The sequence below is a fragment of the Stenotrophomonas sp. 278 genome, assembly GCF_003935715.1.
In the GTDB taxonomy this organism is placed as follows: domain Bacteria; phylum Pseudomonadota; class Gammaproteobacteria; order Xanthomonadales; family Xanthomonadaceae; genus Stenotrophomonas; species Stenotrophomonas maltophilia_AH.
Map to the genome: position 1 here is coordinate 1 of NZ_RHPP01000047.1, position 14,968 is coordinate 14,968.

Annotated in this window: 16 protein-coding genes, 2 tRNA genes and 1 pseudogene; 11 read left to right on the forward strand and 8 right to left on the reverse strand. The window is 66.1% G+C overall.

The features are described from left to right. Both EGJ34_RS09790 and crp read right to left on the reverse strand, forming a co-directional pair. Positions 1 to 476, reverse strand: a 476-nt coding sequence (locus EGJ34_RS09790; RefSeq protein ID WP_148100485.1) for a sulfite exporter TauE/SafE family protein, incomplete at its 3' end; no start/stop codon positions are given. Between the two features lie 130 nt (positions 477 to 606). Beyond that, entirely contained in the window at positions 607 to 1,272 is a 666-nt protein-coding gene (crp, locus tag EGJ34_RS09795) for a cAMP-activated global transcriptional regulator CRP (RefSeq protein WP_125360303.1), read from the reverse strand. 170 nt (positions 1,273 to 1,442) lie between these two features. On the opposite strand from crp, the gene speD reads away from it, so the two are divergent. Further along, the gene (gene speD, locus EGJ34_RS09800; protein WP_005411315.1) at positions 1,443 to 2,237 is read left to right on the forward strand and encodes an adenosylmethionine decarboxylase; all 795 of its coding nucleotides are present in this window, start codon (positions 1,443 to 1,445) and stop codon (positions 2,235 to 2,237) included. Between the two features lie 137 nt (positions 2,238 to 2,374). Here the strand turns inward: speD and coq7 are convergent, their stop codons facing one another. After that, positions 2,375 to 3,019, reverse strand: a complete 645-nt coding sequence (gene coq7, locus EGJ34_RS09805) for a 2-polyprenyl-3-methyl-6-methoxy-1,4-benzoquinone monooxygenase (RefSeq protein ID WP_125360304.1) — start codon at positions 3,017 to 3,019, stop codon at positions 2,375 to 2,377. A 181-nt stretch (positions 3,020 to 3,200) separates the two neighbouring features. Between coq7 and rplM the strand changes: the two genes are divergently transcribed. Then, positions 3,201 to 3,629, forward strand: a complete 429-nt coding sequence (gene rplM / locus EGJ34_RS09810; protein ID WP_125360305.1) for a 50S ribosomal protein L13 — start codon at positions 3,201 to 3,203, stop codon at positions 3,627 to 3,629. 2 nt (positions 3,630 to 3,631) lie between these two features. Then, the gene (gene rpsI / locus EGJ34_RS09815) at positions 3,632 to 4,024 is read left to right on the forward strand and encodes a 30S ribosomal protein S9 (protein ID WP_125360306.1); all 393 of its coding nucleotides are present in this window, start codon (positions 3,632 to 3,634) and stop codon (positions 4,022 to 4,024) included. Between the two features lie 280 nt (positions 4,025 to 4,304). Here the strand turns inward: rpsI and EGJ34_RS09820 are convergent. Both EGJ34_RS09820 and EGJ34_RS09825 read right to left on the reverse strand, forming a co-directional pair. Next, positions 4,305 to 4,379: transfer RNA gene (locus EGJ34_RS09820), tRNA-Gln, on the reverse strand. A 49-nt stretch (positions 4,380 to 4,428) separates the two neighbouring features. After that, a tRNA-Met gene (locus tag EGJ34_RS09825) sits at positions 4,429 to 4,505 on the reverse strand. 121 nt (positions 4,506 to 4,626) lie between these two features. Between EGJ34_RS09825 and EGJ34_RS09830 the strand changes: the two genes are divergently transcribed. From EGJ34_RS09830 to bfr, 3 genes are all read left to right on the forward strand, one after another. After that, a complete protein-coding gene (locus EGJ34_RS09830) occupies positions 4,627 to 5,265 on the forward strand; it encodes an RNA pyrophosphohydrolase (RefSeq protein WP_125360307.1) in 639 nt (212 codons plus the stop codon). 98 nt (positions 5,266 to 5,363) lie between these two features. Further along, positions 5,364 to 5,573 (forward strand): bacterioferritin-associated ferredoxin, encoded by a 210-nt coding sequence (locus EGJ34_RS09835; protein WP_125360308.1) that lies wholly within the window; start codon positions 5,364 to 5,366, stop codon positions 5,571 to 5,573. Positions 5,574 to 5,745: 172 nt separating this feature from the next. Further along, entirely contained in the window at positions 5,746 to 6,216 is a 471-nt protein-coding gene (gene bfr, locus EGJ34_RS09840; RefSeq protein WP_125360309.1) for a bacterioferritin, read from the forward strand. Position 6,217: 1 nt separating this feature from the next. Here the strand turns inward: bfr and EGJ34_RS09845 are convergent, their stop codons facing one another. From EGJ34_RS09845 to EGJ34_RS09855, 3 genes are all read right to left on the reverse strand, one after another. Continuing rightward, complete coding sequence (locus tag EGJ34_RS09845) at positions 6,218 to 8,563, reverse strand: hybrid sensor histidine kinase/response regulator (RefSeq protein ID WP_125360310.1); 2,346 nt, start codon at positions 8,561 to 8,563, stop codon at positions 6,218 to 6,220. 2 nt (positions 8,564 to 8,565) lie between these two features. Beyond that, positions 8,566 to 10,476, reverse strand: a complete 1,911-nt coding sequence (locus EGJ34_RS09850) for an EAL domain-containing response regulator (protein WP_125360311.1) — start codon at positions 10,474 to 10,476, stop codon at positions 8,566 to 8,568. Positions 10,477 to 10,549: 73 nt separating this feature from the next. Beyond that, positions 10,550 to 11,167: a DUF4126 domain-containing protein gene (locus tag EGJ34_RS09855; protein ID WP_125360312.1), complete on the reverse strand. Its 618-nt coding sequence runs from the start codon at positions 11,165 to 11,167 to the stop codon at positions 10,550 to 10,552. Positions 11,168 to 11,350: 183 nt separating this feature from the next. Between EGJ34_RS09855 and EGJ34_RS09860 the strand changes: the two genes are divergently transcribed. The 5 genes and pseudogenes from EGJ34_RS09860 to ampE all read left to right on the forward strand — a co-directional run bounded on the left by EGJ34_RS09860 (position 11,351) and on the right by ampE (position 14,961). After that, positions 11,351 to 12,103: a DUF6776 family protein gene (locus EGJ34_RS09860; protein WP_125360313.1), complete on the forward strand. Its 753-nt coding sequence runs from the start codon at positions 11,351 to 11,353 to the stop codon at positions 12,101 to 12,103. Between the two features lie 4 nt (positions 12,104 to 12,107). Then, positions 12,108 to 12,467: pseudogene (locus EGJ34_RS09865) on the forward strand (polymer-forming cytoskeletal protein); the annotation flags it as partial. Positions 12,468 to 12,635: 168 nt separating this feature from the next. After that, positions 12,636 to 13,025 carry an iron-sulfur cluster insertion protein ErpA gene (gene erpA, locus EGJ34_RS09870; RefSeq protein ID WP_125360315.1) on the forward strand — a complete coding sequence of 130 codons (390 nt, stop codon included), beginning with the start codon at positions 12,636 to 12,638 and terminating at the stop codon, positions 13,023 to 13,025. A 9-nt stretch (positions 13,026 to 13,034) separates the two neighbouring features. After that, positions 13,035 to 13,940, forward strand: coding sequence for an NAD(+) diphosphatase (gene nudC, locus EGJ34_RS09875; RefSeq protein ID WP_125360316.1), 906 nt, complete (start codon positions 13,035 to 13,037; stop codon positions 13,938 to 13,940). Between the two features lie 112 nt (positions 13,941 to 14,052). Further along, positions 14,053 to 14,961, forward strand: coding sequence for a regulatory signaling modulator protein AmpE (ampE, locus tag EGJ34_RS09880; RefSeq protein ID WP_125360317.1), 909 nt, complete (start codon positions 14,053 to 14,055; stop codon positions 14,959 to 14,961). Positions 14,962 to 14,968 lie beyond the last annotated feature (7 nt).

Consider the following 14,968-nt stretch of genomic DNA (forward strand, 5'->3'; position numbering starts at 1 on the left):
GTCGAGGTGGCCACCGGGCCCCAGCCGCCGCCGCCGCTGGCGTCCAGCATGCCGGCCACGAAGCCCAGCAGCGGCACGCGTTTGACCTCCTGCCGCGGCACCATCCGTCCGGCCGCACGCAGCAGGATGAACACCGCCAGCACCAGCAGATAGGCATAGATGAAGGGACGGATCGCATCGCCGGGCAGCTGGGTCAGCACGTAGGCCCCCAATACCCCGCCCACCGCGCCGGGCAGGGCCAGGCGCAGGAACAGCCGCTTGTCGACGTTGCCGGCGACCAGATGCGAGACTCCGGAGGCGCCGGTCGTGAACACTTCAGCGGTGTGGACGCTGGCGCTCACGGCTGCCGGTGGAATGCCCATGCTGAGCATCACCGACGAGGACACCAGCCCGAAGGCCATGCCCAGCGCACCGTCGACGAGCTGTGCGCCGAGGCCGATCAGGATGAACCAATAGAATTCGCTGCCTAGTTCCATGGCTCCAGCCTATCCGGTCGAGGTGAACGCCGTGGTACGACGTGACGACCAACGGTCGACACCTACCAGGGGAAATCGAGCATCGGTAGCACCGCACCGTTGGTGCGGTGGCGGCGCGATGCGCCGGACGTCACCGGGTGCCGTACAGCACCACGGTCTTGCCACGCGCATGCAGCAGCCCATCGCTCTGCAGCTTCTTGAGCACGCGGCCGGCCATTTCACGCGAGCAGCCGACCAGGCGGGCCAGCTCCTGGCGAGACACCCGCAGCTGGGTCCCCTGCGGGTGGCTCATGGCCTCCGGCTCCTTGGACAAGTCGTGCAGGGTACGCACGATGCGGTCGGTCACATCCAGGAACGCCAGCCGGCTCGCCTTGCGGCTGGTGTCGAGCAGGCGCTTGGAGACCTGCTGACCCAGGGCATACAGCAGGCGCGGCGCGTCGGAGGAGAGCGGCCCCAGGAACAGCTGGTGCAGGCGCTCGTAGCTGATTTCCGCCAGCTCGCACGGGGTACGGGTGCGCAGCACCACTTCACGGCGGTCGGATTCGACGAACAGGCCCATTTCGCCGACGAACTCGCCCGCGCCAAAGTAGCCCAGCACCAGTTCGCGGTCGTCTTCTTCCTCGGCCATGATCGAAACCGAGCCACTGATCACATAGTAGAGGGTGCCGGCGGGGTCCCCGGGCCGGAACACGTCGGTCCGGGCGGGGTAACGCCGGCGGTGGCTGTGGGCCAGAAACCGGTCAATGGTGGCGATGTCCAGGGCCAATGGACTTGTAGCAAGGCGCACAGTTGACACGGTAAGGCGCTCCCTCTGCTCATGAAGAATTCACGGCTGTATCCCGCGAGCTTAACGATCAGCATTGTGAAGGGCAAACCCAGCACACGAACTTGCCTCGATGCAAGTTTCGCCCCCGGCCGGTTTGCCCCATAATTCCCCCTTTCCCACCAGACACAGGATCGACCGCCGTGGTCAAGCCGTTGCCTCGCCTGAGGTTGCAGGGTTTCAACAACCTCACCAAGGCGCTGAGCTTCAACATCTATGACGTGTGTTACGCGCGCACCGAAGAGGAGCGCCAGCGTTACATTGAATACATCGATGAAGAGTACAACGCCGACAGGCTGACTCAAATCTTGACCGATGTCGCTGAGATCATCGGCGCCAACATCCTCAACGTCGCGCGCCAGGACTACGATCCGCAGGGTGCTTCAGTGACGATCCTGATCTCCGAAGAACCGGTGATCGACAAGAAGCTGGCCGGCAAGGAGCTCATCTCCGACGCCGTGGTCGCGCACATGGACAAGAGCCACATCACCGTCCATACCTACCCGGAGACCCACCCGCAGGAAGGCATTGCGACGTTCCGCGCGGACATCGACGTGGCTACCTGTGGCGTGATCTCGCCGCTGAAGGCGCTGAACTACCTGATCGAGAGTCTGGAATCGGACATCGTGATCATGGACTACCGCGTGCGCGGCTTCACCCGTGACGTGAAGGGCAAGAAGCACTTCATCGACCACAAGATCAACTCGATCCAGAACTTCCTGGCCAAGAACATCAAGTCCCGTTACGAGATGTTCGACGTCAACGTCTACCAGGAAAACATCTTCCACACGAAGATGCACCTGAAGGACTTCGACCTGGACCAGTACCTGTTCGAAGAGAAGGCCAAGAACCTGTCCTTCAAGGAACGCATGAAGATCGAAGCGCTGCTCAAGCGTGAGATCGAAGAACTGTTCCACGGGCGCAATCTGTCCGAGTAACGGTCTGCGTGGAACATCGGATTGCGCAGATTCGACGTTTCACGCTCTTTCGCGTCTACGGCCCGGTGTGAAGACGCCGGGCCGTTTTGCTGCCGTTTAGGTAGAGTCGACCCTGGGTCGACTTACGGTTGGCCGGATCACAGCCGGTAGGCGACGCCCTTCATTACTTTCGAGGCCAGGGCCATCACGGCCGGGATCGGGGGTGGCAGGCGGCGCGCGCCAGCGTGCTCGGCGTGGTCGGCGTGACGGGCCTCGTCGATCTTCATCACCTTGAGGATCTCGCGGCTGCGCAGATCGGCGGGGGGCAGGGTATCCAGATGCTCGTCCAGGTGCGCCTCCACCTGGCGTTCGGTTTCCACCACGAAGCCCAGGTTCCAGCCGTCGCCGCGCAGCCCGGCCAGCGTGCCGATGGTGTAGCTGCCGGCATACCACAGGGGATTGAACAGGCTGGGGCGGCTGTCCAGCTCACGCAGGCGCTGCGCGCACCAGGCCAGGTGGTCGGTCTCTTCCTGGGCCGCTTCCAGCAGATGGGCGCGGGTTTCGGGTTCGCGGGCGACTGCGGCCTGGCCGAAGTACAAACCCTGTGCGCAGACCTCGCCTACATGGTTGATGCGCATCAGGCCGGCGGCATGGCGACGCTCGCTGGCGTCCAGTTCCACGTCCGGGGTGGCCTGCGCGGGGTAGGGGCGATGCGCGGGCGGGTTGCCGAAGACCGTGTCCAACGCCCGTTGGGCTTCGGTCAGCAGATGGTCCAGCGGGGTGATCTGGCGGAGCGAGGTCATGCGCAGGGCAGCAGCAGCGGGGGTAGGGTGATTTTCGCCCGGGAGCGCCCCGGTGCCAACCGCGCTGCGGGTCGGCTTGCATGGTGGGCAGGGTGCCGGTACAATCCCGCCTCTTCACAACGCGTGGCAGAGTTCCGGCCGTTCCATCGCCGCAATGAGCCCGACCTACCTGAGTTCTTTCATGAGCACTTTCACTGCAAAGTCCGAGACCGTCCAGCGCGACTGGTATCTCGTTGACGCCTCCGGCAAGACGCTGGGTCGTCTGTCCTCCGAGCTGGCCCGCCGTCTGCGCGGCAAGCACAAGCCGGTCTACACCCCGCACGTCGACACCGGTGACTACCTGGTTGTCATCAATGCAGACAAGATTGCCGTCACCGGCAACAAGCTGCAGGACAAGCTGTACCACCGCTTCACTGGCTACATCGGCAACCTGAAGACCGAAACCCTGGCCCAGGCGCTGGAGCGCCACCCGGAACGCGTCATCGAAATCGCCGTCAAGGGCATGCTGCCGAAGGGCCCGCTGGGCCGCGCCATGTACCGTAAGCTCAAGGTGTACTCGGGCTCCGAGCACCCGCACGCCGCTCAGCAGCCCCAGGTTCTGGATATCTAATCATGGCTATCACTCAAAACTACGGCACCGGCCGCCGCAAGTCCTCCACTGCCCGCGTTTTCCTGCGCAAGGGCGCTGGCAACATCACCGTCAATGGCCGTCCGCTGGACGAGTTCTTTGGTCGTGAAACCGCTCGCATGATCGTGCGTCAGCCGCTGGAGCTGACCAAGAACACCGAGAGCTTCGACATCACCGTGACCGCCGCTGGCGGTGGCACCACCGGCCAGGCCGGTGCGATCCGCCTGGGCATCGCCCGCGCGCTGGTCGAGTACGACGAAACCCTGAAGTCCGAGCTGCGCAAGGCTGGCTTCATGACCCGTGACGCCCGTGAAGTCGAGCGTAAGAAGGTCGGTCTGCACAAGGCCCGTCGCGCCACCCAGTTCTCCAAGCGTTAATCGCGCTGGAGTGGGCTCCCCGGAGCCCACCTGGGAAAAGCAAAAGCCCGGCCATGCCGGGCTTTTGTCGTTTATGGGGTAGGGGATCAGAGTGTGTCTGGAGAAGAGCCCCCTTGATGTTCAAGGGGGCGCGCCGAAGGCGCGGGGATTAGGTGGCATGCGTGGATCTCCCGGACCGAGGTCCGGGAGATGGCGCGCCGACAGGCGCGGGGTTAAGGTGGCGTGCGCGACCAAACAAAAAGAAAAGGCCAGATCGAAGATCTGGCCTTTTCTTTTTGTTTGGCTGCCCCGGATGGATTCGAACCACCGAATGCCTGAGTCAGAGTCAGGTGCCTTACCGCTTGGCGACGGGGCAATATGTGCGTGCAATTATTGCACTTTTTCCCAATTAAACCAAGCAAGCTTGGTGGCTATGGGTGGACTCGAACCACCGACCCCAGCATTATGAGTGCTGTGCTCTAACCGGCTGAGCTACATAGCCTTGGGAGCCGGTAATTCTGGGGTGGGAAACAGGATCTGTCAACACTTTTCCATCACGCTTGTGAGTGGGGTGCCGGCATGGCACAGTCCCAACCAGTAGATTTTATTCAGGAGTCCGCATCGTGATCGATCCGGACGGCTATCGACCGAACGTCGGCATTGTGCTGATGCGGCAGGACGGGCAGGTGTTCTGGGCACGACGCGTGCGCCGGGATGGCTGGCAGTTCCCGCAGGGTGGCATGAACACCGATGAGACTCCGGTCGAGGCCATGTATCGCGAGTTGCAGGAAGAAACCGGCCTGTTGCCCGAGCACGTCGAAGTGCTGGGTGCGACGCCCGGTTGGCTGCGCTATCGCCTGCCGGCTCGAGCCGTGCGACGCAATGAACGCCAGGTCTGCATCGGCCAGAAGCAGGTGTGGTTCCTGCTGCGTCTGGCCGGCGACGAGTCGCACGTGAAGCTGGACCATACCGACAGCCCGGAGTTCGACCAGTGGCGCTGGGTCGACTTCTGGTACCCCGTGGAACATGTGGTGATGTTCAAGCGTGGGGTCTATGCCCGCGCGCTGCGCCATCTGGCTCCGCTGGCGCGCGGGGTGGCCGGCTCAGGGGTGCAGTCCATGCCCAAGTCGGCCCAGGAGGCGTGGATGCCCGGCAATGCGGCCGGTCACGACCGCCCACGCAAGCGCGCGCCCGCCCCCAAGCGTGGCGGCGGCTACTGGCCCCGAAAGAAGAGCGAACCCGGCGGCGGCCAAGCTGGCTGAATCCTATCGAGAATGATTCAGTTTCGAAATTGACAACCATTCTCGTTTCGATTCAAATGCCCCCAGGCCGATTCCGGCCTGTCAGCCGAGTCCGCCACGTGTACGTCTGCATCTGCAATGGGGTTACCGACCACCAGATCCGCGAAGCCGCCCAGAGCGGTGTCGCGAACGTGGCCGAACTGACCATGCGGACCGGCTGCGGGGCGACCTGCGGTTCGTGCCTGGACATGGCCGCCGACCTGCTGGCCAAGGCTCGCAACACCCATGAGCTGCCGCTGCCGGTTCTGGGCTTGGCCCAGGTTGCCTGATCGGGACCGCCCGACCAACGGTCGGGCGCTACCGTTCGGGTGGCTGTTTTCCGTCACCGGTAGCAACCGACCGTTGGTCGGTTGGCATTCGATACGGTTTTGATTCGCGTTTAATCATCCCCCTTCCCAACGCGCTACAGTGCCGGCGTTTTCACGCTGCAGGAGCACGGTCATGAAGGGCGACGCCAAGGTCATAGAATTCCTCAACAAGGTCCTCTACAACGAGCTGACCGCCATCAACCAGTACTTCCTGCACGCCAAGATGCTGAAGAACTGGGGGCTGAAGGAACTTTCGGAACACGAGTACAAGGAATCGATCGAGGAAATGAAGCACGCCGACTTGCTGTCCGATCGCATCCTGTTCCTGGAGGGCCTGCCGAACTTCCAGGCGCTGGGCAAGCTGCGCATCGGCGAGAACCCGACCGAGATCCTGCAGTGCGACCTGGCCCTGGAGCGCGAAGGTACGGTCACCCTGCGTGAAGCGGTGGCCTACGCTGATTCCGTTGGCGACTACGTCAGCCGGCAGTTGTTCGTGAAGATCCTCGACAACGAGGAAGAGCACATCGACTGGCTGGAAACCCAGCTTGAGCTGATCGAGCGGATTGGCGAACCGCAGTACCTGCTCACCAAGCTGGAAGAGTGAGTCACGGCGCGGCCGGATTGCGTACGGCGGACTGATAGCCCGTCAGCGCGATGCGGGCGCGTGCGAATTCGGCCACCAGCAGCGCCACCGCCACGGCGGGGCGCTCGAGCGAGCCGCCACGGGCATCCTGCTCGATGCGCAGCGCCGCCATCGACAACGCCATCGCGCCCACATTCGCGCTTGCCGACTTGAGACTGTGTGCCAGGTTGCGCAGGTGTTCCAGGTCGCCTGCTACCGAGGCATCCTGCAACTGACGGATCAGCGGCGGCGTGTCATCCAGGAATACGCGGATGATGTGGGCCGTCTCCGGCCCGATCACGTCCTGCAGTTCGTCCAGCACCGCCGGGTCCAGCACGACCTGGGTGGGCTCTTCGCCGCGCGTTTCCGGCTCCAGTCCACGCAGCAATGGAGCCTCGTTGAGCGGCGGCAGCGGTGGCGGGTTCGGTGCCGGCGGTGGCTCGTGCTGCACGTCCAGGGGGGCGGCATTGTTCTCGGCATTCTGCTGCCAGCGCAGCAGGCAGGCCTGCAACGATTCGCGGTTGACCGGTTTGGACAGGTAATCGTCCATGCCGGCCTGCAGGCAGCGTTCGCGGTCGCCCGCCATGGCGTTGGCCGTCATTGCCACGATCGGCAGCCGGCCCACCCGGCTTTCAGCCTCCAGCGCGCGCCAGCGACGCGTGGCGGTGTAACCATCCATCACCGGCATCTGGCAGTCCATCAGGACCAGGTCGAATGACTGCGTCTGCAGCTGCTGCAGCGCCTGTTCGCCGTCGGTTGCGGTGGTCACTGTGCAGCCCAGCACCTGCAGCAGGCGCTGGGCCACCAGCAGGTTGACGCTGTTGTCTTCCACCAGCAGCAGGTTCAGGCCCAACTGCTGTGCCTCGACGGGTTCGGCGAAGTCGTCCGGGTTGACCAGCAGCGGGGCCGGGCGCGCACTGGCCTGCGCGGGGCGCAGCAGCGCATGCAGTTCAATGTCGCCGGCATCACGCGACACCGCCAGTGCATCCTCGCGAAGCAGGGCCGCCAGCGGCTCATTGCCCTCCAGCCACAGCAGGCGAGGTCGCGGTTCGCGCGGTTCGCGCAGCACCGCGCGGTGCAGGGCGGTGGCACCGTGGCGCAGGGCATCACTGTCGGCCATCACCCAGGTCAGGTCCGGCTCGATGCCCCGCCGTGACGGCGCACGCAGGATGTCCAGCGCCGCCGAGGCGCTTTCCACCGTATGCAGGCGGATGTCGTGGTGCAGGGTGACGCGTTGCAGGCGCTGGATCAGCAGGGGATCCTGGCTGACCAGCAGCGCGCGCGTGGTGGCACTCGGGGGCGGCAGGTCACCGGCCACTTTCAGCAGCGGAATCTCGAACCAGAAGTTGGCCCCGTGCCCCGGCGTGGAGCTGACCCCGATGCGCCCGTGCATCAGGTCGATGATGCGCTTGCAGATCGCCAGCCCCAGTCCGGTGCCGCCGTAGATGCGGGTGGTGGACGCGTCGGCCTGGCTGAACGACTGGAACAGTCGCGACTGCATCGCCGGTTCGATGCCGATGCCGCTGTCGATCACCTCGAAGCGCAGCAGATGCTGGTTGCCGCTCTCCCCCTGGCGACTGACCCGCAGGCGGATGCCGCCGCGCTCGGTGAACTTGATCGCGTTCACCAGCAGGTTGCCCAGCACCTGGCGCAGTCGCACCGGGTCGCCGCGTACGGCCAGGCGGACCGAAGGGTCCAGTTCCAGGGTCAGGGCCAGGCGCTTGGCCTCGGCGGTGCGTCGCATCAGCTGCACCAGCCCCTCCAGCAGCTCGCGCAGATTGAAGGTGGTGGTTTCCAGATCGAGGCCTTTGGCCTCCAGGCGGGAATAATCCAGGATGTCGTCGACGATCCGAAGCAGCTGCTGCGAGCTCACGGTGGCGGTCTGCAGCATCTGGCGCTGGTCGCTGGCCAGCTGGCCACGCGCGATCAGATCGAGCATCGGCAGGATGCCGTTGAGCGGAGTGCGGATCTCGTGGCTCATGGTGGCCAGGAACTCGCCCTTGGCCAATGCCGCCGTTTCGGCCGCCTGCTTGGCCTGCAGCAGTTCCTGTTCGAGTGCATCCTGCTGCTGCAGCGTGCGCAGCAGCTGGTCGCGCTCACCGCTCAGCGCAGCGGTGCGCCGCTGCTGTGCGGCGATGATGTTCTGCAGATCATGCCAGCGGCGCATGGCGACCAATGCGCCGACCAGCGCGATGGCGGCCGCGCCGGCGGCGACCGGAATCCACGGTTCCCGCAGGGTGACCAGGGCCAGTGTCGCGGCGGTGGCCGACAGCGCGGCCGCGGTCGCCGCCGCCCAGAGTGAGAAGGGAACCCGTCCGTGGGCCGCCATGCTCACAGCACCGCGTTATGGAAGTCGAAGTTCAATTCGCTCCCCGCCGACTGCACCATGTTGCCCTGGATGAAGTCGACGCCACCCATCCACATCGCTGCAGCGGCCTGCGGGTCCTCGATCTGCTGGCCGATGATCAGCGCGCCGGCGCGATGTGCGGCGTCGATCGCGCCGCGCAGTTCGTCGCGGGTCTGCTGGTTGGCATGCGTGCTGGAGAAGCGCGCGGCCATGCGCACATAGGCCAGTGGCAGCTGGGTGAGCAGCGCGTTGGCCTCCGCCCCCGGCTCGAACTGGCTCAGGCAGAAGCGCACGCCCGCCGCGCTCATGCGACTGCAGAACTGCTGCAGGGTCACGGTGTGGATCAGCGCATCAGGCAGGCGCACATCGATCACCACGGCGCTGCCGGGAATCTGTCGGCGCTCCAGCGACTCCAGCAGCCAGTCGGCGAAGGCATCGCGGGCCAGTGTGCGCAGGGACTGCGAAACGAACAGGTGCAGCGGCTGGGTGGCATGGCGGTACAGGTCCAGCAGTCCCAGCGCGTGGTCCAGCACCTGCTGGTCGAGGTCGGCGATGCGTCCGGCCGCTTCGGCGGCTGGAATCACCTGGCCGGCCGAGAGCAGGGTGCCGTCGGCCTGGCGCAGCCGCAGCAGCACCTGGTACTGCGCGGTGTTGCCACCGGCTACCGCGACAATGGGCTGGTAGGCCAGTTCGAGCTGACCTTCCAGCAGCGCCAGGTGCTCCTGCGCGGCGACATCCTCGCGACGCACGTAGGCGGCCACGCCCGAGGACAGCAGCCGCGCCTGCAGGGTGGTGCGTTCCACCGCTTCCAGTGCGGTGCCGGCGTCGCTGAAGCCGGGAGAAAGCTGGGCATGGCCGACCACGCCGCGCAGATGCACCGACTCGTCGTCGCGGATCACGAAGGCGCGCTCGGAAAGCTGCTGGCGCAGGTTGTGCGCGATCCCGTCGAGGCTGTCTTCGTCGACGCCCCTGGCCAGTACCAGGAAGCTGTTGTCATTCAGCCGCGCAAGCAGATGTGGATGGGCACTGTCGGCCAGCCGTTGCGCGGCCTGCACCATCAGTCGCTCGAAGGCGGCATAGCCGTAGCGCTCGCGCAGACCGAGCGCGCTGGCCACTTCGATGAAGAACAGGCCGCCGTGGTCCGCGTGCGCCAGCGCCGCACTCAGCTGCTGCAGCACATGGTGGCGGGTGGGCAGGCCGGTTTCCGGATTGTTGATCGCCGGTGCACCAGTCGCACCGGTCTGGGTGGCGGCCTGGGCGCGGGCGCGGCGAATGCGGTTGGACACTGCCGCAATCAGATGGCGAGGCCTGATTGGCTTGCTCAGGAAATCGTCGGCACCGCTGTCGAGCACTTCGAACTGGCGTTCCGGGTCCGGATCGCCGCTGAGGAAGACGATCGGCAGCAACTGCTGGCCAGGCTGCTGGCGGATCAGCGCGGTCAGGCGCATGCCATCGAGGCCCGGCAGGTGCAGGTCCATCAGGATCAGGTCGGGGTGGTGTTCGGCGATCGCCTGCTGCGCGCCTTCGGCGTCGCTGATCACGATGGCTTCCATGCCGGCACCGTGCAGCACGCTTTGTGCGAACAGCGCCTGGGAGCGATCATCCTCGACGATGAGCACGCGGTAGGGGGCGTCCGAGCCGGGCGCGGGCGCGTTGTCGTCGGGCAATGCCAGCGGAGCCGCGACCAGGGGCGGGGGAGTTGCCACGGGGGCACTGGCCGCAGTGGCCAGCGGCACCACATTGCTGGGCAGCGGCGCAGGCACCGGCGTAACCGGGGTGGGGGCCGCCGCCTGCGCGGGCGCATCGGCGCTGGCCCATCGCTGCCAGTGGTCGGCGGGCGGGGTTTCAGCGCGCACGGCGCGGGTGGGGGCTACGGTGTTCTCGTGGACGGCCATCAGTACTCCCTGTCTGCGGCGTCATTATGCGGTACGCCACGACGCTTGGTCGCGACCCGTTCTGGCGCGTTTGTCACGGCGGTGCCGGGCGCTGCGGCGCGCTCGTCGCCGGCTGCCGGAGCAGCCAGCGCATCCCCTTCCACAGGGTGCGCCACACCAGCCAGACCACCAGTGCACCGACCAGGCTGCAGATCACCACCACGATCAGGGCGATCCAGGGGTGCGCCAGTGCCAGCGCCAGCCCACCCACCACCACGGTGTCTTCGGCGGCCGAGGCGACCCAGTTGCTGGCGGGTTCGGGCGATGTGTTGAGCAGGGCCCGGGTACCGGACTTGAGGCCGTGGCTGGCCAGCGCCACACCGGCACCGGCGGCCAGCGCGGTGGTGCTCAGTTCACCGTTGGGGGACAGCGTGGCCGCCGCGAGGAACGCCCCGGCCGGAACCCGGGCCAGGGTCTGCACCAGGTCCCAGGCCGAGTCGACACCGGGGATCTTGTCGGCGACGAACTCGGTGATGGCCAGTGCCGCCGAGGTGCCCAGCACCCACCACGATTCAGTGGCCTGCAGCGCCGGGGGCAGATCCACCCAGCCCAGCAGGCCAGCCAGGCCGACGCCGAATACGGTCAGGTAGACCCGGATGCCCGCCAGCCAGGCCAGCAGGATGCCGATCACGAACAGGTGGGCCTCGGACATGGCACGCGCTCCGGCATGAAAATGTGCTCAGGGCCACACTATCGGGGATGACGTCGATGAACGCCACAACCCGGTGACGCTTCCGGAGCGAAAAACCTGCCGGGCGTGGCATACACTAGGAAGCCGCTCGATCCGACAGGGGCCGTGGCGGTATCGCCCTGCTGCGGTGCCGCGCTCATCGTCATGAACACTCCGACACCTTCCCGTATCCAGATCCGTCGACCCGGCTCCGCGCCCGGTCCCGACCGCCGCCGGCTGCTGGTGCTGGGCGGCATCTGGCTGCTGAGCGTGGTGCTGGCCGTCCTGCTGGGGCGCTTGATGGGCGGTCCCGGCGGCGATGTCGGCCGTCAGCTCGACGCCGCCGAGGCCCGCGCTGAAACCCTGCAGAAGCAGGTGGTGGAGCTGCAGCAGCGCCAGGCCACCCTGCAGGCATCAGACCGCATCAGCCGCGCCGCCAACACCGAGGTGCAGGCCTCGCTGGGTGAGCGCGAAGAAGAAATCGCCGGCCTGCGCGCCGATGTGGCGTTCTATGAGCGTCTGGTCGGCGCAACCAGCCAGCGCAAGGGTCTGAACACGCATTCCATCGAGTTCTCACCTGAAGCCGCCGGAACCTGGCAATACGCCGTGGTGCTGACCCAGAACCTGAATCGCGGCGCGATCAGCCAGGGCCAGATGCGCTTCACGGTGGAAGGCGTGAAAGGGGGCAAGTTGACCTCGGTCAGCTGGGACGAGCTGCACCAGCGCACCAAGGTGCCGGGCCAGGAGTATTCCTTCCGGTACTTCCAGCAGCTCACCGGCAGCGTGATGCTGCCCAAGGACTTCACCCCGCAACGTGTGCGGGTCACGCTGGGATCCGGTGCAGGGGGCACCACCCAGGTCTTCGACTGGAAGCAGGCCGGCGCGCCTGTGGCAGCAACGGCAAATGAAGGGGAGTAAACCCATGTTTGGCAGCAACAAGTCCAACCGCGACGGTCATCTGGTCGTGGACGCGCTGATCGGCGCGCAGGTGGTCATCCGCGGGGACGTGGAATTCAGTGGGGGCCTGTACGTTGAAGGCACCATCCTGGGCAAGGTGATCGCCAGTGAAGGTGCGTCCACCGCCACCCTCACCCTGGCCGAGCAGGGCAGCATCGAGGGCGAGATCCGCGCCCAGGTGGTGGTGCTCAGCGGCCGCCTTGAAGGCGACGTGCACGCCAGCGAGCGCGTGGAGCTGACCCCCAGCGCCCGGGTCAACGGCAACATCCACTACCAGGTGGTGGAAATGAACGCCGGTGCCCAGCTCACCGGACGTCTCATTCACGGTGCGCCGCAGATGGCGCTGCCGCCGCCGCAGGGCGGTGAGGGCAAGGACAAGGACGGCAAGGACAAAGACGGCGCGGCCCGCAAGAAGCTGGCCGAGGCCATGGCCTGAACACAGTGATCGGCGAAACGGCTTGAATCGGGGGCCCTGCGCCCCCATCCTGCACGCATGAGCACGCTTGTTTCCCTGCCCGGTGCCCCCGCCGCCGCCCCGAACTACCAGTCCCTGGACCGCCCGCTGCACTTCACCGAAGCCGCAGCGGCCAAGGTGCATGAGCTGATCGAGGCCGAAGGCAACCCTTCGCTCGCCCTGCGCGTGTACATCGAAGGCGGTGGCTGTTCCGGCTTCCAGTATGGCTTCGAGTTCGATGAAAACCGCGCCGATGATGACCTCGCGGTGGTGACCAACGGCGTCACCCTGCTGGTGGATCCGTTGAGCCTGCAATACCTGATGAGTGCCGAAGTGGATTACACCGAGAGCCTGACTGGTGCGCAGTTCGTGATCCGCAATCCGAACGCGAAGACCACCTGCGGGTGCGGCAGCAGTTTCAGCATGTAAGCTTGTGGGATGTCCAGAACATCCCTGCCGCTGTCCGGTTATTCCTTCACCACCGATCCGCTTGAACGCGCCGATACGCTGCGCGGTGACCCCGATGCCCTGACGCGGCTGTGGCCGCAGTCCCGCCTGCTGGTGCTGGACGTGGACGGGCGTGCGCTGGCCGACGAACAGGGCCAGCCGTTGGTATTGAACGGCGCGCAGCTGGGGGGCGGACCCGGCACGGCGATTTTCCTGGGCCTGCGCGCGGAGCAGGCGTGGTTCTCGGTGGATGCAACCTCGCTTGACGTCACCGCGCCGCAGCGCGTGGACCTGCGCGAGGCTGCCGTTTCCTGGACCGCTGCCGACGCCACCGCGTTCTGCTATGCCCGCGGCATGTCCTACTGGCAGTCCCGCACCCGCTTCTGCGGCGTGTGTGGCGGGGCGGTGGCCTTTACCCGTGGCGGTTTCATCGGCCGTTGTGATCAGTGCGGCACCGACCATTACCCGCGCGTGGACCCGGCCGTGATCGTGGCGGTGGAAAACAACGGCCGTCTGCTGCTCGGCCGCCAGGCCAACTGGGCACCACGCCGCTACTCGGTACTGGCCGGCTTCGTTGAACCCGGTGAATCGCTGGAGCAGACCGTGGTCCGTGAGGTCTACGAGGAAAGCCGCGTGCGCGTGCGTGACTGCCAGTATCTGGGCACCCAGCCGTGGCCCTTCCCCGGTGCACTGATGCTGGGCTTTTCCGCCACCGCCGAGGACGATGTGCCCTGCGTGGACGGTGAACTGGAAGACGCGCGCTGGTTCAGCGTGGCCGAGGTCGGGGCTGCGCTGGCACGGGACATCAATGACGACGGCGAGGGTATCCGCCTGTCCCCGCCGATCTCCATTTCACGCAGCCTGATCGAGCACTGGTATCGCAGCCAGATGTCCTGACCGCGGCCACGTTGCCGCTACCTGAACACGCGGCAGGGTACATTACCTGTGACCCGGGGAATTTTCGGGTCGCACGGCATAGTAGCGCTCTGTCACGAGCCGGGAGGCCCGCATGTTCACCACCCTGGTCGCTGTATTGGTCGCGCTGGCCCTGGGCCATGTCGCGCCGGCCGCAGCGGTGGCGCTGCGACGCTTTGGCAGCTACCGGCACTGGTTGCAGTGGCTGGATCGCCAGGGCGGTGGCCAGGCCAATGAACAGGTGGGTTTCTGGCGGGGCCGCCACGGCTGGGTGGTCGCGGTGCTGCCCTGGGTGCTGCCGCTGGCGCTGCTGCAATGGGCACTGCACGGTCGCCTGTACGGGCTGCCCTCGCTGCTGCTCGGGATAGCCACCCTGGTGATCTGCTGGGGGCCGCGCGATCTGGACCGCGACGTCGAAGCGGTCATTGATGCCGATGACAGTCATACACGCCACGCGGCGATCGCGCAGCTGCAGTCGGCCGGCGGCAGCCTGCACGAAGACGTCGGCTCGCTGGTGGAAGCTACCGCGCTCAACGCGCTGCGACGCTGGTTCGCGGTGCTGTTCTGGTTTCTGCTGCTGGGGCCGGTGGGCGCGCTGGCCTATCGTCTGCTCGCGCTGCTGGCGGTGAGTCCGATGCGCTCGCTGGCCACGGTGGAAACCGTGGTCGGTGCGCGACAGGTGCTCGGTTGGCTGGAATGGCCGGTCGCCCAGCTGATGTCCCTGTCGATGGCACTGGTCGGCAATTTCGATACCGCCTGGAAAGCCTGGCGCGAGGCGCATGGAAACCAGTGGGCGGCCTCCACTGTGTTCCTGGGCGCGGTGGCGCGGGCCAGTGTCAGTGCCGAGCTGCGCGAAGACGCACATGATTACAGCGAAGCGGGAATGGTGCCGGTCTGGCGCCGGCTGCCGGAACTGCGCGATGCGATGAGCCTGGTGTGGCGCATGCTGCTGCTGTGGATGGCGGTGTTGGCGTTGCTGGTGATTGCGGGCTGGGTGACGTAGAGCGCAC